Here is a 25,472-nt window from a genome sequence, read left to right as displayed (position 1 = left end):
ATTACTATTAAATTACCCTATAACTAGGTACGCTATATTTGTACCACTCCTTTTCCCATCTCTTTTGAGGTGGGATTTTTTTGTTAAGCGAATTCGGTTCATATCGAGATTGGTGAGGAGATTATAATTTTTCTTCAGATGGACATAGATAATATGGTACTAATTTAGGGAGCAATTTGGGAGATTTTAGATATTCTCAACGATAAGGCTTAGTTTAAAATAAAATTCAAACTATATTTCTGAAAAACTATAGATATTTATTCTTACTATTGGTATTATTAATTTGTGAGGAGGGGAGAAATGATTGAAAAAATACACAAAATAGTTTCATCGGATTTTTATAATGATTTAAAGAATATCTCTGAGTTTTTCAGTTTTCTAGTTGCGATAATAGGTATAATTGCTATATTTGTATCAGTTAAGCAGTTAAAATCTGAACAAAAAAAGATGATAGACGATCAAAAAGATAAAAAAAGCAATGTACAATATAAGCAAAAAGAGAAGGCTATCGAGATACTAGAATTTTTTGCGAATGATTTAATTCCCCAAATTGACGAATATATACGAAAGTCGAATAAGGAATTGTCAGGAATTGAAAGTTTACGTAATGAAAGTATCGAAAAGCAGCAAATGATTTTGTTATTAGTTAAAAAAGATTGTGGAGCAGGCTATATATTTAATCAACTTGAGCATGTTTGTTTAAATATCTGTGCAGGGCTAGCAGATGAGGATATGATTTATTATCCACTAAGCAAAATTATTATCGGTTTTGTAGACAATAATAAGAATGTTTATGAAGATTTATTGAATGAAGCTCCGTACAAATATCTGACCCAGGTTTATGCAAGATGGACAAATAAAGAAAAATTAGAAGTTCTAGAGAAAGAATCAGAAGAGATAGAATCAAAAAAAATGACGATTATGAATCAAATGGAAAAGAATAATTGATATTATCAAAAAAAACAGTATACTATTAAGTATGTACTTTATTATTGGGAGGGAATAATAATGGTCGAAAAATTATTAGAAAAAACTTTAGAAGAATTAAAACAAGAAAATGATAAGGTGAATAAACAAGTTGCTAAAGAGCTACACAAAAATATCGATTTATCAAAAAAGCAAAAAAACTAGTAACCTATCGAGTTGTCTGTAAATAGTTTTCAAAGATTAGTTTTAACTAAAATTTCCTTATCCGACCCTAACCGGTCGGTATTTTTGTGTAAAGAAAAGTTTAATCAATATAATTCTATATATATGTTGTAAAAAAATAACATTGTGGTAATATTGAATTATAATGAGAAAGGAGATGTTTATTATGAAAAAAATGTTTTTTGGTGTAGCATGTTTTGTTGGTTTATCAGTTTTAGGTGGTGTTTCTTTTGGTAGTATTGATGCAGCCGCGGTTGCATATAATAGTGACTATAAAGATTTTGTACCTGATCCAAAGTCTAATAAAGAAGCCCTTGAAATATTAAAAAGGGATGGTGATTTATCTAAAACTAGATTCCCTTTAGACAAAATAACGACAGAACAACCAGTAGAATCAACTAGCCCTTTGTACACTAAACGGAGTGGAAGACCAGAATTTTATTATGTTGATGAAGCTAGAACTATCTATGGATTATATCAGTTTCGCACTAACTATTTAGCACGAGTAAAATTTAATTGGTATGATAATGGAATTCCTGCTTCAGCAGTAGTTTGGACTGGTCAAGACAGGGTATATTGCTTTGTTGGATCACCAATTAGAGATACTGGTGTAGGCACCTATGATGGTGGATATTATTGGCGAAGATTTTTAAGTTATGATAAAGGGCGTCCGATATATTATTGGTTAAACGCTTGGAATTTAAATGATTTGGTGTATCGTTAATTTTTATGTAAATAAAAAAGCTACTGATTATCAGTAACTTATATCATCTCGCAACGCCTAATTTTTTGACCTTGAAATTGACCTTGAATACGTTCATATCTATTCATTTCCATTCATATTGAAAAATACGAAAAAAGTTGCATATAATAGAAGAAACACGTTAATTCTTATTGGATTGATAGCTCTCGGGTTATACCCAGTAGCTCAATAATTTTGAACTTAATGGAGAGTGGGACAATAATCAGAAAAAATCTGATTATTGCCCCATTTTTTTGATTTTAGGGTACACAAAAAGCACACAACCTTGTAAGATTAAAGTGACGAAACCCAACCAAAAAGGAGCATGCTTTTATGTTTAAAAATTATACCATCAATCAAACAACTTTACCATTAGATATGGAAAAATATATTCCTGAAACCGATGTCGCTTTTGCGGTCAACGCCTTAGTAGAAGCAATCCCTCAAAAGCTTTTCGATCAAATAGAACAACAACTCGGACGTCCGGCTTATCACCCCAGAATGATGTTGAAAATTATTCTTTATGCCTATACACAACGTGTTTTTTCTGGAAGGAAAATTGAATTTCTACTAGATGATAGCTATCGTATGCGCTGGTTAGCCAACCACGAACAAATCAGCTACCGCACAATCAACCGGTTTAGAAGCCACGAGACAACCGCTCAACTTTTAGCTGAAGCCTTTGTCTTATTTCGTCGTCAGTTGATTACGAATCGAGTCATCGACAACGAAGCCATTTTTATCGATGGTACAAAAATAGAAGCCGATGCCAATAAATTCAGCTTTGTTTGGCGGAAAGCGACCACTCGGTACGAGCGGACTTTAGACGAAAAATCCGAAGCCTTCTATCAAGCTCTTTATCAAGAAGAGATCCTGCCCTATTTAAAAGAAGAACGTCAATCCGATGGATTGACAAGCGACCAATTAGAAGAAGTCGCTCATCATTTAGAAGCAGAACTCCATGAAACAGAAGCACAATTAACACATGAAAAGCGCAAAGAAAAACAAAGCCAATTAAAGAGAAAAAGAAGAACGTACAAAAAATATCTCCGAAGAGTGCAAGCAGATTATCTACCAAGAAAACAAAAGTACGAACGCTACAATCAACTGTTTCAAGACCGCAACAGCTTTTCAAAAACGGATACAGACGCTACATTTATACGGATGAAAGACGATTACATGCGTAATGGACAGTTGAAACCAGGCTATAACTTACAAATCGCTACAGAAAATCAGTATGTCCTAGCCTATGATCTCTTTCCAAATCCAACCGACACAAAACCCTTAAATCCATTCTTAGACAGCTTTTTAGCGCAACATAAAGAACTACCAGAATATATTGTGGCCGATGCTGGGTACGGTAGTGAAGAAAATTATATGTATATCAACGATATTCTGCATAAAACTCCTTTGATTACGTACGGCAGTTACCACAAAGAAAGTAAAAAGAAATACAAAGAAAATCCATTTAACGTTGAAAACTGGCTCTATCTTGAAGAGCAAGATGAATATAGTTGTCCAGCGAAACGTCCAGTTAGTTTCAAAAGATATAGCCGACGAAAAGATAAAGGTGGGTTTGTACGAGATTTCAAAGTCTATGAATGTGAAGACTGTCGGGGGTGTCCAATCCGTAGTCAATGTACGAAAGCCAAGAGCAATCGAAATCGGCAAATTCAGGTCAACAATTCATGGCGTTATTTCAAATCAGACTGTAAAAAGAAGCTTTTAGATGAAAAAACAGGTTCGATTTACCGAAAACGGAAAATCGATGTCGAACCAGTGTTTGGTCATCTAAAAGCTCAATTGGCGTTCCATCGTTTCCATTTGCGTGGAAAACAAGGAGCGAAGATTGATATTGGGCTAGCGTTAATGGCCTTAAATTTAAGAAAATTAGGGAACTATATGGAAAAGAAAGCACGTAAAAAGAAGAAAACTAGTCTGATTTTGACACTAATCATCAAAATCAGGCTAGTTTTCTTTTTTAGAAGGACTATTGTCCCAGACTCTTTTTTTGGTACAAACATACAATTGATTACAGAGTAACTAAAAAGCCCTACAATCAGGGCTTGCATAAAAAATCAAAAAGTTATAACAGAACCATTAAACATTGAAATAAAGACATAGACCATCAAAATCACAACTAAAATCAATGATAGTGTTAGCGGGAAAATACTTGCTCCTTTTTTCTTGTCCCAACTATAAGTAGTTTTTTTTGATTTACTGCCAAAAATTGAAAACAATACTAAAATTAAAATAGCAATCAATAATATTTCCATAATAAGCCCTTGTTGTAAACGCATATCGTTAATAAATGTAAAACCTAAAAACATCATTTTTATTCTCCAATCATTTTAACCTTATTTTATCACAAAATAGCTGAAATAAAATGTCCATATTTACTTTCAATTTATTGAATGTCTAATTTTCAAAAATTATTTTAGAACGTTCAGATATCATTATAAAACAATTAAAAAAATTTAACTTACGAGAATTTTTTTTATATGATAGCATAAACTCTGCTTTAAAAAATTAAAGGAGAGTGTTTTATGCCACAAAACAAAAAAGAAGGAATATTTTTTACAACAATTGTCTGTTTTTCTATGGTGATTTCAATGAGTGCCTATAATCTCTTACTACACGGACAATTTTCATTAAGTAATTTATTCGGTGGACTAGTGCCAGGATTTATCGTAGCGTTTATATTTGATGTCTTAGTAGTTTCATCGCCAGCTAAAAAAATTGTCTTTTCTTTGCCTGTCAATAAAGAGAAGAAAATTCAGCTGATCATTGCAGTTTCTAGCTGTATGGTTTTAGGAATGGTCTTTTTTATGTCAATGTATGGTGTTTTTATGCAGTTTGGTTTTACAGAAAATTTCTTGCGTTATTATGTTGATGCATTCGCTAAAAACCTTATTATGGCTTTGCCGCTACAGTTATTGCTAGTAGGTCCACTCTGTAGAATGATCTTAAGTATGAGTCGGCAAAGTAACTGGTTAAAAGAAACGAATGATTAAAAAAGCAAAACGAAATACTTACACAAAAGCATTTGTATAAATGTAGAGCGTAAGACAAAAACGTATTTTGAGTTTTTGTCTTACGCTCTATTTTCTATTATATAAGAGAAATCCCGTTCCAAAGGGGTCTAGCTTTCCAAAATTGATATAAAATTGTTATAATTAATAGAATATTGATTAACAGGGAGGCCTTCAATAATGGAAATACATGAGCGAATTGTCAGGTTATTAAATTCAAGTACAGTATTTTTGATTTCAACAATTGATAAACGTGATTTCCCAACGGTTATTACTGTTTCAGAACCGTTATGGAGAGAAGGCTTGTTGAAGCTACAGTTTTATTTGGATGCTAATGGAGAAACCGTTAAAAATATTCGATGTAATCCCAATGGTTCTGTTTGTTGTTATGAGGAGATTGAACATGAAAGTCTGCTTTTAAAAGGGAAGTTTACAGTTGAACAAATTGAATCACTTGACGTAATCGAACCCAAACTATCAACTTACCAAAAAGAATTGAATCACTCAGAACCTGTTTTGGTGAACTTTGAGACTTGGACTGCTAGGATTCATATGGATAAAAAAACAAAAGACATTATTGTCTAGTAATTCTGTTGTATATCTAAATAATTACTAGAAAAGGGAGGTTTTGATATGACTCATAGAGTTATGTCATAACCTCTCTTTTATTTTTTCTTAATCATTCTTCATCATTTATTCAAAAAAACTTATGTTTGAGTTAAGTTATTTTGAGTATAGTTAGTTATCATCAAATTTCAAAAAGAAAGGGGGAATGGTGATGTACGCTGTAAAAGTATTACATGGGTATATTGGTAAAGACGGACAACGTACAAGAGATAAACGGTGTGTTCGAATCTTTCAAACTAAAAATTATGCAAAAAAATTTGCCGATAAGATTGGCGGTCGAGTTAAAGAACTTGGCTAAATTAATAAACTAACAGGAAACGAGTACCCCGAAATGTAATTATTTCGGGGTACTCGTTTGTAGTGGCGCTTTAAACGTAAATATCAAAAACAGCGATTTCCGGAGGCACTCTAAAACGTGCTGGAATTTTTGTTGTGCCTAATCCTGTGTTGACGTATAACGTTGTATCATTTGCTAAGTTGTAAAAACCTTCAAAATATTTTTCCGCCATCACATTTTTGATCGTTAGGAAAGGTAGTTTAACTTGTCCTCCATGACTGTGGCCAGATAATATCAGCTGAACATTTTGATCAAGCGCTGAATCTGCTTTATCCGGTTCGTGACTTAGTAATATAGTGTACTCACTTTGTCGATCGGCAAGGGCATCATTGACAGAAGAGTTTCCCAGTAATGAATCATCCAATCCAGCGATATAAAGCGATTTTCCATTAGGTAATGAAACGTTAGTGCCAGAATTTTCTAATAGTTGAAAATCAGCTGCTTCGAGGATTTCTGGATAAACATGGGCCGCAGCTCCACCATAATCATGGTTTCCCCAAACAGCATATTTGCCTAGAGGAGCACTTAAACGACTTAAAGCTTGCGTCACTTCCTCGGCAGGACCATATAAGGCGTAGTTATCAAATAAATCCCCAGTAAATAAAATGATGTCGGGTTTTTCGTTATTGACTTTTGTAACAATTTTTTCTAATTGCGCTGCTGGATATTTTTCTTGAATATGTATATCCGAAATTTGGATGACCTTGACAGGTTTTTGACCATCGTTGTTTCCAACTGTATAGTTATGGGTAACAATTCTTTTTGGTTCTATAAAAAAAGCGTAGAGAATTATACCAATAATGGCTAATAAAAATAAGTAAAAAAAGTATCTTTTTTTCATTCGAGACCTCACTTTCGACTCTCACTATAACGGAAAGAGATTAAAAAAGGGTAAAATATCGCGTATAGCGTAGAAACTTTAGAATAATTTAGAGGTTGTAGTTCTTCGGTGTTTTTCAAAATCATTATTTGCTATAATAGAGAAGAAATTATTTTTGAAAGAAGGATGAAAAAAATGATGGTAAGAATAAATAAATTAAGAGATTTAATGAGAAAAAATGATCTCTCAGGTTTTTTGATCACGAGTCCGTACAATTTACGTTATCTAACAAATTTTACTGGAACAACAGGACTTGCAGTGATTACTTTAGATAAAGCTTTTTTTGTCACAGATTTTCGTTATACAGAACAAGCTGCAGAGCAAGCGCAAGGTTTTGAAATCATTCAAAATGCTGGTCCGATCTATGATGAAGTTGTAGCAATCGCTGAAAAGGAACAGTTGCCTAATCTAGCGTTTGAAGAAACTTTTGTCAGTTTTGCGGAATATAGTTTATTGGAAGAAATTACACCTTGTGATCTAATTCCGGTAGCAGGTCTAATCGAAGAATTACGTGAAATTAAAGACGAAGAAGAAATAGCGATCATTGAAAAAGCCTGCAGCATTGCTGATCTTGGGTTCAAACATATTTTAACAGTGATCAAACCTGGTATGACCGAAATCGAAATTGCCAATCAATTAGATTTTTACATGCGTTCTTTGGGCGCGACTAGCGTGTCTTTTGAAACAATCGTTGCAAGTGGTCTTCGTTCGGCAATGCCGCATGGTGTTGCTAGTGAAAAAATCATCGAAAAAGGTGATTTGATTACACTAGATTTTGGTTGTTACTATCAAGGGTACGTTTCAGATATGACTCGAACCTTCGCGATTGGCGAGCCGAATAGTAAATTAAAAGATATTTATCAAATCGTTTTAGAAGCGCAGTTAAAAGTATTAGATGAAGCAAAACCTGGTTTAACTGGAATTCAATTAGATGCGATTGCTCGTGATCATATTGCTTCCTATGGATATGGCGAGGCCTTTGGACATAGCACAGGTCATGGTATTGGCTTAGAAATCCATGAAGGACCAAATGTTTCCTTTAGAGCAGATAAACAATTTGTTGCTGGGAATGTGATCACAGATGAGCCTGGAATTTATTTACCTGGTCTTGGTGGCGTTAGGATCGAAGATGATTTGTTGATTACTAAAGATGGTAACCGTGTTTTGACACACTCACCTAAGGAATTGATAATTTTATAAAAATATTTGTAACATTGGTAAGAAAAGAAGTAGTAGATATTCTAAATGGAAACTATTTTCTTTGATTAAACTGTTTTCGACTTGATTTCTCATAGTTTTTTTGGTAGCGAAACGAGCTGATTAATGATAAACTATGAGGGAATGGAAACTTAGATAGGTAATTGAATTATGACGAAAAATGGAATTCTCTGATTTTCCTATTTTCCTGTTGAGACAATACGAGCCTGCTACGCTTTTGCTTTGAAACATGCCAAGAAATACGACGAAGTTATGAGTTGATATTGATTGGTACAAGGAGACTGAAAGGACATTGCTTCCATTCGTTACCTAATGTAAAAAAGTACAAAGTTCAGCGAAGTGGAACGTTGTTACCTATATTATAAGGAGGATTAAAATGACTGAAGAAAAAAATCTAGTGATCAATACAAAAGATTCTTTAGGTGAAATTGTTATCGCACCAGAAGTAATAGAAGTCATTATTGGTATTGCAGCTTCTAAAGTAGAAGGTGTTTACGGCATGCGTGGAACATTTGCTAATAATGTAACAGAATTTCTTGGCCGTGCTGCTCACGATAAAGGCGTTTATTTAAGAGCTGAAGAAGAAGGTCTTAAGGTCGACATTTACTGTTACTTAAATTATGGTATCTCAGTACCTAAAGTAGCCTTAGAAATGCAAGATCGTGTAAAACAGCAAGTGTTGTTCATGACAGACATCGATTTAGTGGAAGTTAATATTCACGTAGTAGCAGTAGTTCCTGAAAAACTGCCTGAACCAAATTTTGATGAATTATTCCCGGAAGATGAGGAAGAAAATGAGTAAGCCAAGTTTCACTCGTCACGAGATTCGTGAAAAGGCGCTTCAAGCGTTGTTTCCTTTAGATTTTAATGTTGACTTAACAAAACAAGATGCAATTTCTTATGCATTGGAGTTAGATGATCAAGAAATCATTAGTGAAGATGGGGAAGAATTTGTCCCAACTTACTTAGATTTATTGGTGGGCGGCGTTTGTGATCGAAAAGCTGAACTTGACGAGGTTATCAAAAAGCATCTAGGTAACAACTGGTCGATCACACGTATTGCTAAGATGGATTTGATTATTTTACGCATGGCCATTTTTGAAATGCTTTACGTTGGGGATGTCCCTAACACAGTGGCTTTAGATGAAGCTATTGAGTTGGCAAAAAAATACAGTGATGACCGTTCAAGAAAATTCGTAAACGGTGTTTTAGCGAATGTGATGAAAGATATTGATTCAAAGTAGAGATACTTTGAATCTTTTTTCATTTAGAAAATATAAGAAATGATCAGTGTTAAGACCCAACAAATTATGCTAAAATAAAACAATACAGACAAAAATGAGGAGTGAGCTTATGGGAGAGTTAATCAACGGCCGCGAACTAGCAGATAAAATGCAGGCGCAAATCAAAGAAGAAGTGCAAGAACTTGAGAAAAAAGGCATTCGTCCAGGTTTAGTTGTTTTATTAGTTGGTGAAAATCCAGCTAGTCAGACCTATGTGAAAAATAAAGACATAGCAGCTGCTAAAATCGGGATCCGTTCAAAAATCGAACGTTTACCTGAAACGATTTCTGAGACTGAGTTACTTGCTGTGATCGCACATTACAATCAAGATCCAGAATACCACGGAATATTAGTTCAGTTGCCGTTACCTAAGCACATCGATGAAGAAAAAGTGTTGTTAGCTGTTGATCCCAAAAAAGATGTTGATGGTTTCCACCCAATGAATATGGGGCACCTATTTATTGGGGAACCAACGATGATTCCTTGTACGCCATATGGCATCATGAAAATGTTTGAAGCTTATAATATTGATTTACAGGGCAAAAGAGCCGTTGTGATTGGGCGAAGTAATATTGTTGGGAAACCAATGGCGCAACTGATGATGATGAAAAATGCTACAGTTACGATCGCGCACTCAAGAACCGTTGATTTGCCAGCAGTAGCGAGAGAAGCAGATATTTTAGTTGTCGCAATCGGCCGTGGTCATTTTGTGACAAAAGAATTTGTAAAACCAGGTGCGGTCGTGATCGATGTCGGCATGAATCGAGATGAAAATGGAAAATTGATCGGTGATGTGAAATTCGATGAAGTCTCACCTATTGCAAGCTTTATCACACCGGTGCCCAAAGGCGTTGGACCAATGACGATCACGATGTTGATGTATCAAACGGTAGAGGCCGCAAAAAAACAAAAGTAAGGTGAGAAGATGGAGCAGCAATATTTAACAGTTACAGCCTTAACAAAATATTTAAAACGTAAATTTGATGCTGATCCATACTTGGAACGGGTTTATTTGACTGGGGAAATTTCTAATTTTCGCCTGCGCCCTAATGCTCATCAGTATTTTAGTTTAAAAGATGATGGGGCGAAGATTTCCGCAATCATGTTTAAATCGGCGTTTCAGAAGCTGAAATTTCAACCAAAAGAAGGGATGAAAGTTCTTTTAGTTGGTCGTATTTCATTGTATGAGAGCGGCGGATCTTATCAAATTTATGTAGAGCATATGGAACCAGATGGCGTTGGAGCTTTATATCAAGCTTTAGCGGAATTACGTGAGAAATTAGGTAAAGAAGGTTTGTTTGAAGGACCAAAAAAAAGGTTGCCGAGATATCCTAAACGAATTGCGGTTGTTACAAGTCCAAGTGGTGCGGTTATCCGAGACATCATTACAACAGTCAAACGAAGATATCCGATTGCACAGCTTGTGTTATTCCCCACGTTAGTCCAAGGAGATCAAGCTGCTGACGATATTGTCCGCAATATTCAGCGCATTGAAGAATTGGGAACTTTTGACACAATGATCATTGGTCGTGGTGGTGGTTCAATCGAGGATTTGTGGCCGTTTAATGAAGAACGAGTGGCAAGAGCGATTTATCAGGCAAATACCCCAGTTATTTCGTCTGTGGGACATGAGACAGATGTAACGATTGCCGATATGGTAGCGGATGTTAGAGCAGCAACACCAACTGCCGCAGCAGAATTGGCCGTTCCTGTACTGAATGAAGAACTACTAAAAGTTAAAGATCGCCAAACGCGCTTAGAGCAAAGTTTTCTCTATCAATTACAACAAAAAAATGAACGGTATCAACGTTTAAGAAATTCATATGTATTTAAGCAGCCAGACCGTTTATATGAAGGACAAACAATTAAATTAGATCGAATCACACAACGCTTGATTCAATCGATGGAAACTGTTTATCACCAAAAACAACGGACAGCCCAAGAAATTATTGCCCAGTTTAGACAACAAACACCCCAAGGACAAATCAGAGAAGGACAGCAGCAACTCAAGTATTTAAACCAATCGCTTCATGACCGTATGGAACAATACATGAAAGATAAAGAAAAACAATTTACTTCTGCTGTCCAACAACTGGATTTATTAAGTCCGTTAAAAATTATGGGCAGGGGCTATAGCTACACGACGAAAGAACAGCAAGTGATCAAGTCAGTCAATGAACTGCAACCAAAAGAAAAAATTCAAATCCACTATGTGGATGGGATAGTAGATACGGTGATTGAAAAAATAACACCGGCTGAAGAGGAGTAAAAAGATGGCTAAAGAAAAAGCAGTCGAAAAAACATTTGAAGAATCATTAATTGAATTAGAAGAAATCGTCCAACGTTTAGAGCGTGGAGATGTTCCTTTAGAAGAAGCGCTAGCCGCTTTTCAAGAAGGGATGGTTTTAAGCAAGCAGTGCCAAGATACGTTAGAAAAAGCTGAAAAGACACTGACAAAAGTCATGACAGAAAATAATGAAGAAGTCTCATTTGAAGAGAGTGAGGACAATTGATGGAAGCTTTCAATGATTTTCGTAAGCAGAGTTTACCGCTTATTGAAAAAGAAATGGAAAATTTCATCAAGGAATACACTACAAATGACCAGTTAAAAGAAGCAATGTTGTATTCGATTCATGCTGGGGGCAAAAGATTTCGTCCGCTTTTAGTGTTAGCTGCGATTCGTTCATTTAATAAAAATGTGCAGACGCATGATTATCAAGTTGCAGCAGCTTTGGAAATGATTCATACGTATTCGTTGATTCATGATGATCTACCAGCGATGGATGATGATGATTTACGCCGAGGCAAACCAACAAATCACAAAGTATTTGGTGAAGCTCATGCAATTTTAGCAGGCGATGGATTGCTTACCGCTGCGTTTCAACTAGTAGCACTCAGCCAAATCGAGTCAGATCAAAAAATATTGTTGATTCAGCTATTAAGCAAGGCAGCTGGTACACAAGGCATGGTTGCAGGGCAAGCTGGGGATCTACAAGGGGAAAAACAATCATTGTCATTAGCTGAGTTAGCGGATGTTCATGAAAAGAAAACTGGGGCTTTGATCGAGTTTGCTCTTTTAGCTGGTGGAATTTTAGCTGAGCAGCCAGAAGAAATTGTTGATTTATTAGGTATTTTTGCCAAACATTTAGGGTTAGCTTTCCAGATCAAAGATGACTTACTGGATGCAACCAGTTCTGAAGAAGAATTAGGCAAGCAAGTTGGACGTGATGAAGTCCTAAACAAAAGTACTTACCCAAGTTTACTTGGATTAGAGGGCGCTAAAAATGCGCTGGAAGAACAATTAACACTTGGCAGTGATACTTTAGCTACAATAAAACAAACCAGCTCGGAATTTCATTTAGAATTATTACAAGAATTATTAGAACAATTGCGGTTAGGATAGAAAGAGGGCACTTATGAAAAAAGAGCGCGTCGATATTTTAGCGTTTAATCAAGGGTTATTTGAAACAAGAGAAAAGGCCAAACGTGCAGTGATGGCAGGGCTTGTTTATAACGATAAAAATGAGCGATTAGATAAACCCGGTGAGAAAATTATGATTGAAACACCACTACAAATAAAAGGCCAAACATTGCCGTACGTTTCTCGAGGCGGCTTAAAGTTGGAAAAAGCATTAGAAGTTTTTGAAATAGACGTGACAGATAAGACTATGTTGGATATTGGGGCTTCAACGGGAGGTTTTACTGATGTGGCCTTACAAAATGGTGCTCGGTTAAGTTATGCATTAGATGTTGGGTATAATCAATTGGCTTGGAAAATTCGCCAAGATGAACGAGTAGTTGTGATGGAACGAACGAATTTTCGATATAGTAAACCAGAAGATTTTCAAGAAGGTGTACCAGATATTGCGACCATTGATGTATCGTTTATTTCACTGAAATTGATTTTACCGCCACTTCACAAAATATTGAAACCAAGTGGTAAAGTGGTTGCATTAATTAAACCTCAATTCGAAGCAGGTAAGGAATTAGTCGGTAAAAAAGGTATCGTCCGGGAACCTGAAACGCATATGTTGGTTTTAAACGATATTCTATCGTTTGCTCAAAAACATGGCTATGTAATCAGTGGGTTGGATTATTCCCCTATTACTGGTGGAGAAGGCAATATTGAGTTTTTAGCTTATTTGACTTCTAGCGAAGATTCAGAGCCAGAAGATCTTTCAACAGAGATTACTGCAGTAGTTGAAGCGGCTCATAAGAAATTGAAAGGTTAATTCGTAAAAACAGATTCTAAAATTGCGAATAGTGATTAAGAAGACTGAAGAAAGCGCTAAGCGTTCTTCAGTCTTTTTTTTATGCTTTCAAAATGAATAAAAATACGCTATGATAAAATGGAAATGCATCGAATAAAAGTGTTTCTATTCAAGAGGTAGAGACGGTGACACTGCTTTTTAATTCTAAGTGCTGAATCATTGAAATTTGAAAGACGGATCATTAGGAAAAGGAGTAAATTAGTATGAGAAAAAAAGATCGGCATCGCCTGATTACTCGTTTATTAGCAGATAAAAATATTCAAAAACAAGAAGACTTTGTGACTTACTTAGAAGAAAAAGGAATTGACGTAACTCAAGCAACGATTTCCCGTGATATTAAAGAAATGAAATTAATCAAAGTTCCTTCAATAGATGGAGGTTACCGCTATAGTGTTCCGGCCGAGACAAAGGAAGATACATCTATAAAACTAGAAAAATTGATGAAAGATGCATTTGTTTCAGTCGATCAAATGGAAAAACAGGTTATTTTGCGTACTATACCAGGGAACGCTGCGGCAGCTTCTAACTTGATCGAAAAACACTATAAAGAAATTGTCTTTGCCACAATCAACGACGATGATGGTGTATTAATCATTGCACGAACCGAAAAAGATGCTGAATTTTTAAAGAATGAATTTTTCCGATATTTATAAAATCGAGGTGAATATTAATGCTGCAAGAACTTTCTGTAAAGAACTTTGCGATCATATCCTCTTTGCAATTAGAATTTCAGATGGGAATGACAGTTTTAACAGGTGAAACAGGTGCTGGGAAGTCTATTATCATTGATGCAATGGGATTACTGACTGGTGGTCGTGGATCAAGCGACTATATTCGACAAGGCGCTTCTAAATGCACGTTGGAAGGTCTTTTCACGATGCCAAAAAATCAAGAGCTAGTGAACCTTTTAGAAGAATTAGGGATCGAAACAGATGATGAATCAATTGTGATTCAACGTGATATTTCAACCTCGGGTAAGAATGTTTGCCGAGTGAATGGTCGGATCATCAACATCTCTAATTTACGTAAAGTTGGTGAATTTCTAGTTGATATCCATGGTCAAAACGAACACCAAGAATTGATGCAAAGTGAAAAACATTTAGGTATGTTAGATGACTTTGGCGGCAAAGAGTTATTCAAGATAAAAGAGCAATATGAAGGAACGTATTCAGAATACCGTCTCATCGAAAAGAAAGTCAGGAACAGACAAAAAAACGAAAAAGAATTTGCTCAGCGTATGGACATGCTCCAATTTCAAAGTGATGAAATCGCTGCAGCTGAACTGGTTTTAGGTGAAGAAGAACAATTGATCGAAGAACGAAATAAGCTAGGTAATTTTCAAAAAATCGCAGATGCATTGGCAGCAAGCTATGAAGCGGTCAATGGAGATGGAGATAGCAGTCTAGATAAGATTGGTTATGCGATGAATGAATTGCTATCGATCGAGATGCTTGACCCAGAATACAAAGCGATATCTGAGGCGGTTCAAAATAGTTATTATCTTTTACAAGAAGCCAGCGGAGATTTGTCTCGGCATATTGATAGCTTGGAGTTAGATGAAAATCGTTTGAATGAAGTAGAAACTAGACTTGAACTTATTCGACAAATGAAAAGAAAATATGGCGAATCGATTGAGTCGATTCTTGATTATTACCAGGAAATCACACAGGAATTGGCAGATGCTGATTTCCTAGAAGGCCGCACGGGTGAATTAGAGTCATTACTTGTAGAAAAGAAAAATCAAGTAATTGAAAATGGCTTGAAATTGCGTGATGTTAGGAAGAAAATTGCAAAAAAACTAGAAAAAAATATTCTAAAAGAACTAAAAGAATTGTACATGGAGCGAACAGTGTTCGATATCCGTTTTACTGAATTACCAGAAGAACAGTTCAACGAAGAAGGACTGGATCAAGTTGAGTTTTACATCACAACAAATCCAGGAGAACCATTAAAACCCTTGGTAAGAGTTGCTTCTGGCGGAGAACTTTCTCGTGTGATGTTAGCATTAAAAACAATTTTTTCTAAATCACAAGGCATTACAAGTATTGTTTTTGATGAGGTTGATACAGGCGTTAGTGGCCGAGTGGCACAAGCAATTGCAGATAAAATTTATCAGATTTCTGAAAACTCGCAAGTGCTATGTATTACTCACCTTCCCCAAGTTGCTGCCGTGGCAGATTATCAATATTTTATTGAAAAAGAAATTATTGGTGAGCGGACAGAAACGAAGGTCAGAAGATTGAAACAAGATGAACGAGTAGCAGAAATTGCGCGCATGCTTTCAGGTAGCGAAATTACGAAGCTAACAACTGAACATGCAAAGGAATTATTGAATATGGCAGGAAATGAACGAAGAAGCTAACGAAGTAAATTAGGATCTAAATCCGGTTAAATAGCGAAAAAAGCAGACTACACGTCATTTTGAAGACCATCAGCTTCTAAGAGTTGATGGCCTTCGCATCTAAACAATTTTGTCTCGTCTAGGTTCAAAGGATTATTCGTATTTGAAAGTTATAAAAAAATGGGAAGAAAAACGATGTCAACCATCAATTTCTCTTCCCATTTACTGTTTATTTAGTTGATTATCCTAAACTCATTATTGCAGTCAATATTGTTGAGCCAGCAATGGCAATCAGCATCAACCAAACAACGATTTTAGTGACTTTAGAAAATCTACTTGTCTTTTTATCGTTCAATGATTATACACATCCTTATTCTTTACTTTCTCTAGTTTACATCGTTTTACTAAAATCAGCAACTAGAAATTTTACAAAAGGTTTCGTTTTTTTAGCCGTCGAATCACAAAAATACATGTTGCAGTTGTGACAACAAAGATCCAAAAAAAAGCATCTTCCCGATTGGCGAACGGTAATTTTACATTCATACCGAAGATTCCTCCGATAATCGTTGGAATGGTCAAAACGATAGTTAGGGAGGTTAAAATCTTCATTACGTTATTCAGATTGTTCGAAACAATTGCTGAAAAAGTATCGCTCACTTTATCTACAAGTTTTAGTTGGATCTTAGTCGTCGTGGCTGCTTGTTTTGTTTCGACTAGAATATCGTGGAGCCGTGGTAAATGTGCTCTGGGATCAGTAAATATTCGGGCGTTGTAAAGCATATTTAAGACTTCTAAATTAGAGTTTATCGCGGATTCAAAATATACTAGGCTTTTTTGAATATCCATCATTTGATAAAGTTGACTATTTTCTGTTGAAACTTTTAATTCACCTTCAAGTTTATTTGTCTGATTGATCAATTCTTTTAAAAAACGATTATAGCTGGTCGATATTTGCCATGATAAATATAGAATCAGGGTCTCCTGAATGGGTAATTGACTATCTGGGACAGGACTCGTGACGGTTTGCTTTAAAAAATCTGCCGAATTATTGATAACGGTAATCACTTTTCCATTTGTTGTTAAAATGATTGCAAACGGAAAAGTGTCTAATTGAGTGTACCCGCTAGGACTAATTGTTGCATGGGGATATTGAAGCAACATCAGTGCGGGTTCCTCTAATGTATTTTGATGCAAACCTTCAAATCGAGAATTTTCGTTATCATCAAGCACACCTGTGATATAATCCTTAGGGAGTTTATAGGTTGTGACTAATTGGTCGATTTCTTCTTCATTCGGTTTCTCAACAGCGAGCCAGACCGTCTCGTCCGTATCAGTTTGTGATGGAATCAACTGACTATTTTCTATCTTTAAGTAATTAATCAAAATGTCACCTCTTTTTTTATAGTGCTACTCTATTTCTATTATAATAGAGTTGAAGTGTTTTTGGGGAAAGAAAGCCCTTATAAATTGGTATTATTTAGGCACGAACTTTTAAACGAAATGAAACATCAATGTAAAGAAAATAAAGTATAGTTAACACAGTGTGTTACGAAAGGAATTGTTAGGAAATGGTGTCGTTTTCAGTCATTATGCTATTTTGGTATGTTTTTCCATTAATTGTTTTATTTGCGTGCAATTTTATTATTTCAACATTTTCGTTGACAGAACGTTTTAAAGTAAAAGCACCAGATATCTCAATCCCATTTTTATTCATAGGATTAAATGAATTGTCCAAAGACAGTTATGGACAATCAATAGTGCCTTACATGGTTATCTCAGTTTTACTACTTGGTATTTGTGTAGCGGTCTTTCAAGCATACTATTATGGCGAAATCCTTTATGGCAGATATTTTAAGATGTTTTGGCGGTTAGTATTTCTTTTGAGCCTAATGCTATATGCAGTTCTTATTTTATTGAATATCATCCATTATTTTTCATAAAAATGAAATGGTGGTGGGCAGTAATTCCCCCACTACTCCCCACCATTTTTGTTTGTAATATTTTTATGAGAGTTTCAACATATAATTAATAAAGAAAATTCCTTATAAAGTCAATTATATAGGTGTTGGTACCGTTTTTTTGAAAAAAATCTCGTACATTAAAATATTACAAACTTTTTAAATAACCATTAAAAGAAGGAAGATTTATTGTTTTTGGTGGTAGAAAGTGGCGGGATGTGGTAGACTGTTTCTATCAAGTGGAAAAGTGGGGAAAATTGGCTATGTTTATGGGTGAATTTCAACATAATATAGATGCCAAAGGCCGACTCATCGTACCAGCTAAATTTCGCGACCAATTAGGTGAGAAGTTTGTGGTAACTAGAGGAATGGATGGCTGTTTATTTGGTTATCCAATGTCCGAATGGGAACAACTAGAGGAAAAACTAAAAGAAATGCCTCTAGCGAAAAAGGATGCCCGTACATTTGTCCGCTTTTTTTACTCGGCTGCCACAGAATGTGAAATCGATAAGCAAGGTAGAATCAATATCCCTGCTGCACTTAGAACGCATGGTAGTTTAGAAAAAGCTTGTGTAATCATCGGTGTTTCAAATCGAATTGAGATTTGGGATGAAGCACGTTGGCAAGAATTTTCTACCGAAGCTGAAGAGAATTTTGATGAAATTGCAGAAACAATGATTGATTTTGGTTTTTAGAAAGAGGAGCATCATGACAGAGGATTTTCAACACTACACTGTTTTACTAAAAGAGACAGTTGACGGCTTACATGTGAAAGAAGACGGCATTTATGTCGATTGCACATTGGGAGGCGCAGGTCATAGTGAGTACCTACTCTCACAACTAAATGAACGAGGTCATTTATACGCGTTCGATCAAGATCAAAAAGCATTGGATTTTGCAGCTCAACGATTAAAAAAATATGTTGATAAAGGGATGGTAACCTTTATCAAGTCGAATTTTCGACATTTAAAACAAGAATTAGCCAATCATGAAGTTTATCATGTCGATGGTATTTTATATGACTTAGGTGTTTCTTCACCTCAGTTAGATGAAGCAGAGCGTGGTTTTAGTTATCACCAAGATGCACCATTAGACATGCGAATGGATCAAGAGGCAGAATTGTCTGCATACGAGGTCGTGAATAATTACAGTTATCATGAATTAGTGAAGATTTTCTTTCGTTATGGTGAAGAGAAATTTTCTAAACAAGTTGCGAGAGAAATCGAACGAGTTCGGGCAAAAGAACCAATCGAGACAACTGGAGAACTAGTAGAAATTATTAAATCAGCAATTCCAGCGCCAGCAAGGCGTAAAGGTGGACATCCTGCAAAACGAATTTTTCAAGCAATTCGAATTGCGGTCAATGATGAACTAGGTGTTGTTGAAGAATCTTTAGAACAGGCTATTTCCTTATTGAATATAAATGGTCGGATTAGTGTGATCACTTTTCATTCTTTAGAAGATCGAATCGTGAAAAGCATGTTTAAAGAATATAGCACAATGCAGGATTTACCTCCTGGATTACCTATAGTTCCAGAAGAGTTTCAACCAGAATTAAAAGTAATTACTAGAAAGCCGATTTTACCAGGTGAGACTGAATTGGCTGAGAATAATCGCTCACGAAGTGCTAAACTAAGAATTGCCGAAAAAGTTAAATTAATCTTATAAAGAAAGGGGTAACGACATGGCTGAGTTAAAAAAAGTGGATGATTTCCAATACGATATTCCAATGATGGATGAACCAGTCATAGGTCCTGAACATGAACCTAAAGTTCAAAAAAATATAGACCTACCCCAATCTCCAAAAAGGAAGTTGAGAAATATCTCACTTTTAGAAAAGACAATCGGCTTTTTATTGTTAGTAGCGATTATTGGAATAGCAATTCTCACCATTCAAGTACGTACTTCTATTACACAAATGACAAATAGAATCACTGAAACGCAAGCAACGATCCAAGAAAAAGAAGAGTCTGCTTTAAAATTGGAACAACAAAAAAATGAATTATCAAAAGCCGACAGAATCAAGGAAGTTGCAAAGAACAAAGGCCTTTCAGATAACCTTGATAATATAAGGAAAGTGAAATAAATGAGCATAAAAAATAAAATAAAGAATTTTGTCAAAAAGAAGAACTTAAATCCAATGAACAATCGTAAAAAAGTAGGCATTATTTTATTTGCTACGAGTATTGGATTGTTCTTTTTATTTGCCTTTAGATTAACCTACATCGTAGCTGTAGGGAAAGTCGCTGGCGTTTCGTTACCAGAAAAAACTGCAAATCTCTATCAAGGCAGCAAAGTTGTTAAAGCAAAAAGGGGTGCGATTTTAGATAGAAACGGTGAAGTAATTGCAGAAGATGCTACTTCATATTCTGTTTATGCGATTTTATCTGAATCTTATCTAGGTGAGGAAAATAAAAAGCTGTATGCACAGAAAAAGGATTTTCAAGCTTTAGCAGAAATATTGGATAGAAATACAGAGCTTACTAAAGATGAAGTCCTAAAATATTTAAATAGCGGTGTGAATGAAGATGGTTCTGTGAAGTTTCAAGTTGAATTTGGTATTAAAGGGAAAAACATTACTTTGGAAACCAGACAAAAAATTGAAGATGAATTGAAACAGAATAAACTAGCAGGACTCTATTTTGAAGGACATCCAGCTCGGATTTATCCAAATGGCGTCTTTGCTTCCCACTTTATTGGTTATACAGATTCAGTTGATGCTGAAGATGATTCAAAAGGTTTAGTAGGGAAAATGGGCTTGGAAGAATCATACAACGATATCTTAAAAGGGCAAGATGGCAAAATCGAATACGAAAAAGACGTATACGGAAATCCATTACCGGGAACTGTTGCTAGTAAAAAAGAAGCAATAGATGGTAAAGATATTTATACAACTCTAGACAGTCGAATTCAAAGTCGTTTAGAGGTATTACTAGATCCAGTTGTTGAAGAATTTAAGCCAGAAGATATGACAGCTATGCTTATGAAGGCCAAAACAGGTGAGATACTTGCGATGTCACAACGTCCGTCGTTTAACCCTGAAACAAAAGAAGGTTTAGGCAAAGATACGGTTTGGCGTAATATATTAGTAGAAGATAAATTTGAACCAGGTTCTACTATGAAGCTTTTCACTGCTGCGGCTGCAATGCAAGAAGGTAAATTTAATCCCAACGCAACGTTTGCTTATCCTGCTGGGGGTTATAAACTAGATGATAGAACTGTAAATGATCATGATTTCGGTGCAGTGGGGCCACTAACATTCCGTCAGGCTATTTCTTGGTCTAGTAATGTAGGCATGCTTACGCTAGAGCAAATGATGGGTGGAGACAAATGGAAAGAGTATCTGGAGAAATTCGGATTTGGTAAATCAACGAATTCAGGGTTAGTAGGTGAATCATCAGGAGAACTTCCCGGCGATAACTGGGTCGACCAAGCGATGTCTTCATTTGGTCAAGCAATCTCTGTTACAAATTTTCAAATGATGCAAGCTTACACAGCGATAGCCAATGATGGCTCTATGCTGAAACCGCAATATATCAGTAAAATTGTTGATAAAGGTACGGGTGAAGAAAAAGTAACACAACCAGAAAAAGTGGGTCAACCTGTTATAACACCTCAAGCAGCGAGTGATATTCGTACCTATATGATAGACACGGTAGAGGATCCAAATTATGGTATTGCTTATGATGTGTATAAAATACCAGGTTATCATATAGCCGCTAAAACAGGTACTGCACAGATTACTGGAGATAATGGTTACATGGCTGGTTTGACCGATTACACCTATTCAGTTGTGGAGATGGTTCCAGCAGACAATCCAGAATATATTTTATATCTTACAATGAAAAAACCTCAAACGTATACAAGAGAAGCGCTTGCTAAAATTGCTAATCCTTTGATGCAAGTAGTAATGGATTCAATGGATAGCGAGTCAAATGCAACAGTAGAACCTGCCAAATAAATGAAAAAGTAAATCAATACGAGTTGAATAATTAGGAGAGATATCATGGAGTGGACACAAATTTTTATTCCCATAGTATGTAGTTTTGCAATAACAGTAGCAGTGATGCCAATGTTTATCGGCTATTTCCAAATGAAAAAACAAGGTCAAACAACACGTGAAGATGGTCCAACTTGGCATAACGTAAAAACGGGTACGCCAACGATGGGCGGGTTGGTTTTTCTAGTTGCAAGTTTTATTACGTCGTTATTAGTGGGATTATGGAAACAAGAACTCACTCCTTCTTTACTTATTATTTTGTTTATTTTAGTTCTTTATGGGCTATTAGGGTTTTTAGATGATTTTATCAAAGTATTTAAGAAAAGAAATATGGGGTTAAATTCCCGTCAAAAATTGATTGGACAAATTATTGGTGGTTTGGTTTTTTATTTTGTTTATCGTTCTGAAGGATTACCAGATACATTAGATTTATTTGGTGTTGTTACATTACCATTAGGTATTTTCTATGGTGTGTTTGTCATTTTTTGGTTAGTTGGATTTTCAAATGCTGTGAATTTGACGGATGGTATTGATGGACTTGTTGCCGGTTTGGGTACGATCTCATTTGCTACCTATGCGATCATTGCTTGGAAACAGCAACAATTCGATGTAGTGATCATATGTTTAAGTGTGATTGGTGGATTATTAGGGTTCTTTCCTTATAATAGAAAGCCAGCTAAAATCTTTATGGGAGATGTTGGCTCACTTGCCTTAGGTGGGTTGTTAGCAGCCATTTCTATTATATTACGTCAAGAGTGGACGTTATTATTGATTGGTCTTGTTTATGTTTGTGAAACGGCTAGTGTTATTTTACAAGTTACCTCATTTAAATTATTTGGGAAACGAATTTTTAAAATGTCGCCGATTCATCATCATTTCGAAATGTGTGGCTGGTCTGAATGGAAAATCGATATTGTTTTTTGGTTAACGGGCGCTGTCTGTTCAGCTATTACACTATGGATCGTACTGTAAAGAAAGTAGAACATTGACGACATCTGACCTTAAGAAGCAGACTTTAGCAAGGTAGATAGTCTTTAACCGGAACAAAAAGCGTTCCAATTTCAGATTTCTAACTTTCTACAAAACTAATCGCTTCTTTCAGCTTTTCTAAGATAAGGGGAATTTATAATGAAAAAAATAACAGAGTATGAAAATAAAAAAGTCCTTGTTCTTGGACTTGCTAAAAGCGGTGTTAGTGCTGCGAAATTGTTGCATGAGTTAGGTGCATTAGTGACAGTCAATGACTTTAAACAATTTGATCAAAACCCGGAAGCCCAAGATTTATTAACCTTGGGTATTCGTGTTGTTACAGGCGGACATCCAATTGAACTTTTAGATGAAGATTTTTCGTTGATTGTAAAAAATCCTGGAATTCCATATACAAATCCTTTAGTAGAAAAAGCCTTGAGTATGAATTTACCTGTTCTCACGGAAGTGGAGTTGGCGTATCAAATCGCTGAATGTCCAATTATTGGAATTACCGGAACAAATGGTAAAACAACGACAACGACCATGATCGGATTACTTTTAAATGAAGACCGCACATCTGGAACTGCTCGTTTAGCTGGAAACATTGGCTATCCTGCTAGTGAAGTTGCCGAGGAGGCGGCTTCAACAGATGATATCGTGATGGAGTTATCAAGTTTTCAATTAATGGGTATTGAAACGTTCCGTCCGAAAATTGCTGTAATTACAAATATTTATGAAGCGCATTTAGACTATCATGGTTCAAGAGAAGAGTATGTGAAGGCTAAATGGGCAATCCAAAAAAATATGCAGGAAAGTGATTTTCTGGTATTAAATTGGAATCAACAAGAAATTCAAGAATTAAGTAAAACAACGAAAGCTGCAATCATTCCTTTTTCAACGAAAGAAAAAGTCCAAGGGGCGTATCTTTTGGATGGAAAAATATACTATAAAGATGAATATATCATGTTAGCAACAGAGTTAGGTGTACCAGGTCATCATAATGTTGAAAATGCATTAGCAGCTATTTCTGTTGCTAAATTAAAAGACATCTCAAATGATGTGATCAGACAAACATTAATGATTTTTACAGGTGTACCTCACCGCACACAATATGTGGGGGAAGTATTTGGACGGAAATTTTATAATGACTCTAAAGCGACAAATATACTTGCTACTGAGATGGCTCTAAGCGGTTTTGACCATTCATCACTTATTTTATTAGCAGGTGGTTTAGATAGAGGAAACAGTTTTGATGAGTTAGTTCCTTCATTAAAAGAAATCAAAGCAATTATTCTGTTTGGAGAAACAAAAGATAAATTGCACAAAGCCGCAGTCGAAGCGGGCATCCAAACCATCCGATTAACGGAAAATGTGCAAAGTGCTGTACGTGATGCCTATGATTTTTCTGAAAAAAATGATACTATTCTATTATCGCCTGCGTGCGCAAGTTGGGATCAATACCCCAATTTTGAGTTACGTGGAGAGGCATTTATAAACGCAATGCACCAGCTAAAAGACATAGAAAAGTGAGAGAATTATGAAGATATTGATAACCGGTGGCGGAACAGGCGGGCACATTTATCCTGCGCTAGCTTTAGTTAACCATGTAAAACAAGTGGAACCAAATACAGAATTCATGTACGTAGGATCGCAAGCAGGGCTAGAGAGTCAAATTGTTCCAAAATATAATATTCCTTTTAAAACGATTAAAATCCAAGGATTTCGTCGTTCACTTAGTCCTCAAAATATTAAAACTGTCTATCTTTTTTTGAGCAGTATTGGAAAAGCTAAAAAAATTATCAGAGATTTTCAACCAGATATTGTTATTGGGACGGGTGGATACGTATCAGGATCGGTCGTTTATGCAGCTAAGCAACTGAAAATTCCAACAATCATCCATGAACAAAACAGCATACCTGGGATGACTAACAAGTTTTTAAGCAGATACGTGACAAAAGTAGCTATTTGCTTTCCAGATGTTGCTGAGTATTTCCCTAAAGAAAAAGTTGTTTTGACAGGTAATCCCCGGGCTCAAGAAGTAGTAACGATTGAAAAAACAAATGTCCTAAGTGAATATGGGTTAGATCCCAAGAAGAAAACAGTCGTTATTTTTGGGGGCAGTCGTGGCGCATTGAAAATTAATCAAGCGTTTATCGAAGCATTTCCGCTTTTTGAAGAAAGAGAGTATCAAGTTCTTTATGCGTCTGGAGAGCGATATTATAAAGAATTACAAGAAACTTTAAATCTTTCCGAAAAGAAATTGACAAATATAAGCATTCAGCCTTATATTGATAAAATGGCAGAGGTCTTGGCTGCAGCTGATTTGATGGTTGGTCGCGCCGGAGCAACCTCTATTGCAGAATTTACAGCGTTAGGATTGCCTGCGATTTTAATTCCAAGTCCATACGTCACAAATGATCATCAAACAAAAAATGCCCAAAGCTTAGTTAGATCCGGAGCAGTTGAAATGATTACGGATCAAGAACTTACAGGTCCCAAGCTAGTAACTGAAATCGATGGAGTTTTATTGGATGATACGCGTCATCAATCGATGGCTGAGGCCTCAAAAAAAGAAGGCATCCCAGATGCTGCTGAACGACTTTACAAAGTGGTCAAAGAAATAACTTGATAGGGGGTGTAGAAGATTAGTAAGAAAAAGGATGTT

29 protein-coding genes are annotated in these 25,472 nt (G+C 35.7%); 25 read left to right on the top strand and 4 right to left on the bottom strand.

What is annotated here, in order from left to right; genetic code table 11:
• Window positions 1–300: 300 nt before the first annotated feature.
• The 4 genes from IGJ02_RS12585 (at window position 301) to IGJ02_RS12570 (ending at window position 3,934) form a co-directional block, all read left to right on the top strand.
• Window positions 301–948, top strand: coding sequence for a hypothetical protein (locus tag IGJ02_RS12585; RefSeq protein ID WP_430602211.1), 648 nt, complete (start codon window positions 301–303; stop codon window positions 946–948).
• A 60-nt stretch (window positions 949–1,008) separates the two neighbouring features.
• Complete coding sequence (locus IGJ02_RS12580; RefSeq protein WP_430602210.1) at window positions 1,009–1,131, top strand: hypothetical protein; 123 nt, start codon at window positions 1,009–1,011, stop codon at window positions 1,129–1,131.
• A gap of 184 nt (window positions 1,132–1,315) precedes the next feature.
• Window positions 1,316–1,873, top strand: a complete 558-nt coding sequence (locus IGJ02_RS12575; RefSeq protein WP_430602208.1) for a lytic exoenzyme target recognition domain-containing protein — start codon at window positions 1,316–1,318, stop codon at window positions 1,871–1,873.
• A 351-nt stretch (window positions 1,874–2,224) separates the two neighbouring features.
• Complete coding sequence (locus IGJ02_RS12570) at window positions 2,225–3,934, top strand: IS1182 family transposase (protein ID WP_430602206.1); 1,710 nt, start codon at window positions 2,225–2,227, stop codon at window positions 3,932–3,934.
• A 35-nt stretch (window positions 3,935–3,969) separates the two neighbouring features.
• Here IGJ02_RS12570 and IGJ02_RS12565 read toward each other — a convergent pair whose 3' ends face one another.
• Entirely contained in the window at window positions 3,970–4,224 is a 255-nt protein-coding gene (locus IGJ02_RS12565) for a hypothetical protein (RefSeq protein WP_430602205.1), read from the bottom strand.
• A 213-nt stretch (window positions 4,225–4,437) separates the two neighbouring features.
• On the opposite strand from IGJ02_RS12565, the gene IGJ02_RS12560 reads away from it, so the two are divergent.
• The 3 genes from IGJ02_RS12560 (at window position 4,438) to IGJ02_RS12550 (ending at window position 5,848) form a co-directional block, all read left to right on the top strand.
• Window positions 4,438–4,905: a DUF2798 domain-containing protein gene (locus IGJ02_RS12560; protein WP_430602204.1), complete on the top strand. Its 468-nt coding sequence runs from the start codon at window positions 4,438–4,440 to the stop codon at window positions 4,903–4,905.
• A 198-nt stretch (window positions 4,906–5,103) separates the two neighbouring features.
• Window positions 5,104–5,508 (top strand): pyridoxamine 5'-phosphate oxidase family protein, encoded by a 405-nt coding sequence (locus tag IGJ02_RS12555; protein WP_010762839.1) that lies wholly within the window; start codon window positions 5,104–5,106, stop codon window positions 5,506–5,508.
• Between the two features lie 193 nt (window positions 5,509–5,701).
• Window positions 5,702–5,848: a hypothetical protein gene (locus tag IGJ02_RS12550; protein WP_010762840.1), complete on the top strand. Its 147-nt coding sequence runs from the start codon at window positions 5,702–5,704 to the stop codon at window positions 5,846–5,848.
• Window positions 5,849–5,918: 70 nt separating this feature from the next.
• On the opposite strand, the gene IGJ02_RS12545 is transcribed toward IGJ02_RS12550, so the two are convergent.
• A complete protein-coding gene (locus IGJ02_RS12545; RefSeq protein WP_430602203.1) occupies window positions 5,919–6,728 on the bottom strand; it encodes a metallophosphoesterase in 810 nt (269 codons plus the stop codon).
• Window positions 6,729–6,902: 174 nt separating this feature from the next.
• Between IGJ02_RS12545 and IGJ02_RS12540 the strand changes: the two genes are divergently transcribed.
• The 10 genes from IGJ02_RS12540 (at window position 6,903) to recN (ending at window position 15,901) form a co-directional block, all read left to right on the top strand.
• Window positions 6,903–7,967 carry a M24 family metallopeptidase gene (locus tag IGJ02_RS12540; protein WP_430602202.1) on the top strand — a complete coding sequence of 355 codons (1,065 nt, stop codon included), beginning with the start codon at window positions 6,903–6,905 and terminating at the stop codon, window positions 7,965–7,967.
• 394 nt (window positions 7,968–8,361) lie between these two features.
• On the top strand, window positions 8,362–8,787 hold the full coding sequence (locus tag IGJ02_RS12535; protein ID WP_010762843.1) for an Asp23/Gls24 family envelope stress response protein: 426 nt from the start codon (window positions 8,362–8,364) through the stop codon (window positions 8,785–8,787).
• Window positions 8,780–9,229: a transcription antitermination factor NusB gene (gene nusB, locus IGJ02_RS12530; RefSeq protein WP_010762844.1), complete on the top strand. Its 450-nt coding sequence runs from the start codon at window positions 8,780–8,782 to the stop codon at window positions 9,227–9,229. The genes IGJ02_RS12535 and nusB overlap by 8 nt, the downstream gene beginning before the upstream one ends.
• Window positions 9,230–9,338: 109 nt before the next feature.
• The gene (locus tag IGJ02_RS12525; RefSeq protein ID WP_430602201.1) at window positions 9,339–10,184 is read left to right on the top strand and encodes a bifunctional methylenetetrahydrofolate dehydrogenase/methenyltetrahydrofolate cyclohydrolase; all 846 of its coding nucleotides are present in this window, start codon (window positions 9,339–9,341) and stop codon (window positions 10,182–10,184) included.
• Window positions 10,185–10,193: 9 nt separating this feature from the next.
• Window positions 10,194–11,537, top strand: a complete 1,344-nt coding sequence (xseA, locus tag IGJ02_RS12520) for an exodeoxyribonuclease VII large subunit (protein WP_430602199.1) — start codon at window positions 10,194–10,196, stop codon at window positions 11,535–11,537.
• A 4-nt stretch (window positions 11,538–11,541) separates the two neighbouring features.
• The gene (locus tag IGJ02_RS12515) at window positions 11,542–11,781 is read left to right on the top strand and encodes an exodeoxyribonuclease VII small subunit (protein WP_069646248.1); all 240 of its coding nucleotides are present in this window, start codon (window positions 11,542–11,544) and stop codon (window positions 11,779–11,781) included.
• Window positions 11,781–12,671 (top strand): polyprenyl synthetase family protein, encoded by an 891-nt coding sequence (locus IGJ02_RS12510; RefSeq protein ID WP_430602198.1) that lies wholly within the window; start codon window positions 11,781–11,783, stop codon window positions 12,669–12,671. The genes IGJ02_RS12515 and IGJ02_RS12510 overlap by 1 nt, the downstream gene beginning before the upstream one ends.
• Window positions 12,672–12,684: 13 nt before the next feature.
• Complete coding sequence (locus IGJ02_RS12505) at window positions 12,685–13,500, top strand: TlyA family RNA methyltransferase (RefSeq protein ID WP_430602196.1); 816 nt, start codon at window positions 12,685–12,687, stop codon at window positions 13,498–13,500.
• Window positions 13,501–13,742: 242 nt separating this feature from the next.
• Complete coding sequence (locus IGJ02_RS12500; RefSeq protein ID WP_010762850.1) at window positions 13,743–14,192, top strand: arginine repressor; 450 nt, start codon at window positions 13,743–13,745, stop codon at window positions 14,190–14,192.
• A gap of 17 nt (window positions 14,193–14,209) precedes the next feature.
• Window positions 14,210–15,901, top strand: a complete 1,692-nt coding sequence (gene recN / locus IGJ02_RS12495; RefSeq protein ID WP_010762851.1) for a DNA repair protein RecN — start codon at window positions 14,210–14,212, stop codon at window positions 15,899–15,901.
• A 220-nt stretch (window positions 15,902–16,121) separates the two neighbouring features.
• Here recN and IGJ02_RS12490 read toward each other — a convergent pair whose 3' ends face one another.
• Window positions 16,122–16,235, bottom strand: a complete 114-nt coding sequence (locus IGJ02_RS12490) for a DUF4044 domain-containing protein (protein ID WP_071865902.1) — start codon at window positions 16,233–16,235, stop codon at window positions 16,122–16,124.
• A 71-nt stretch (window positions 16,236–16,306) separates the two neighbouring features.
• Complete coding sequence (locus IGJ02_RS12485) at window positions 16,307–17,263, bottom strand: magnesium transporter CorA family protein (protein ID WP_430602194.1); 957 nt, start codon at window positions 17,261–17,263, stop codon at window positions 16,307–16,309.
• A 185-nt stretch (window positions 17,264–17,448) separates the two neighbouring features.
• Here IGJ02_RS12485 and IGJ02_RS12480 point away from each other — a divergent pair, with 185 nt between their 5' ends.
• The 8 genes from IGJ02_RS12480 to murG all read left to right on the top strand — a co-directional run bounded on the left by IGJ02_RS12480 (window position 17,449) and on the right by murG (window position 25,436).
• Window positions 17,449–17,820, top strand: coding sequence for a DUF3397 domain-containing protein (locus IGJ02_RS12480; RefSeq protein WP_010762854.1), 372 nt, complete (start codon window positions 17,449–17,451; stop codon window positions 17,818–17,820).
• A gap of 281 nt (window positions 17,821–18,101) precedes the next feature.
• A complete protein-coding gene (gene mraZ / locus IGJ02_RS12475; protein WP_010762855.1) occupies window positions 18,102–18,533 on the top strand; it encodes a division/cell wall cluster transcriptional repressor MraZ in 432 nt (143 codons plus the stop codon).
• Between the two features lie 13 nt (window positions 18,534–18,546).
• Window positions 18,547–19,506, top strand: a complete 960-nt coding sequence (rsmH, locus tag IGJ02_RS12470; RefSeq protein ID WP_010762856.1) for a 16S rRNA (cytosine(1402)-N(4))-methyltransferase RsmH — start codon at window positions 18,547–18,549, stop codon at window positions 19,504–19,506.
• Window positions 19,507–19,522: 16 nt separating this feature from the next.
• The gene (gene ftsL / locus IGJ02_RS12465; protein WP_010762857.1) at window positions 19,523–19,924 is read left to right on the top strand and encodes a cell division protein FtsL; all 402 of its coding nucleotides are present in this window, start codon (window positions 19,523–19,525) and stop codon (window positions 19,922–19,924) included.
• Window positions 19,925–21,799 carry a peptidoglycan D,D-transpeptidase FtsI family protein gene (locus IGJ02_RS12460; RefSeq protein WP_430602193.1) on the top strand — a complete coding sequence of 625 codons (1,875 nt, stop codon included), beginning with the start codon at window positions 19,925–19,927 and terminating at the stop codon, window positions 21,797–21,799.
• A gap of 45 nt (window positions 21,800–21,844) precedes the next feature.
• A complete protein-coding gene (gene mraY, locus IGJ02_RS12455; RefSeq protein ID WP_010762859.1) occupies window positions 21,845–22,810 on the top strand; it encodes a phospho-N-acetylmuramoyl-pentapeptide-transferase in 966 nt (321 codons plus the stop codon).
• Window positions 22,811–22,966: 156 nt separating this feature from the next.
• The gene (gene murD, locus IGJ02_RS12450) at window positions 22,967–24,337 is read left to right on the top strand and encodes a UDP-N-acetylmuramoyl-L-alanine--D-glutamate ligase (protein ID WP_430602192.1); all 1,371 of its coding nucleotides are present in this window, start codon (window positions 22,967–22,969) and stop codon (window positions 24,335–24,337) included.
• A 7-nt stretch (window positions 24,338–24,344) separates the two neighbouring features.
• Complete coding sequence (gene murG / locus IGJ02_RS12445) at window positions 24,345–25,436, top strand: undecaprenyldiphospho-muramoylpentapeptide beta-N-acetylglucosaminyltransferase (protein WP_010762861.1); 1,092 nt, start codon at window positions 24,345–24,347, stop codon at window positions 25,434–25,436.
• Window positions 25,437–25,472: the final 36 nt, after the last annotated feature.

This window comes from Enterococcus sp. DIV0724b (assembly GCF_050531475.1).
GTDB lineage: Bacteria > Bacillota > Bacilli > Lactobacillales > Enterococcaceae > Enterococcus_L > Enterococcus_L haemoperoxidus.
The sequence above is the reverse complement of the archived record's forward strand: the minus strand, read 5'-3'. Positions and strand labels throughout refer to the sequence as shown.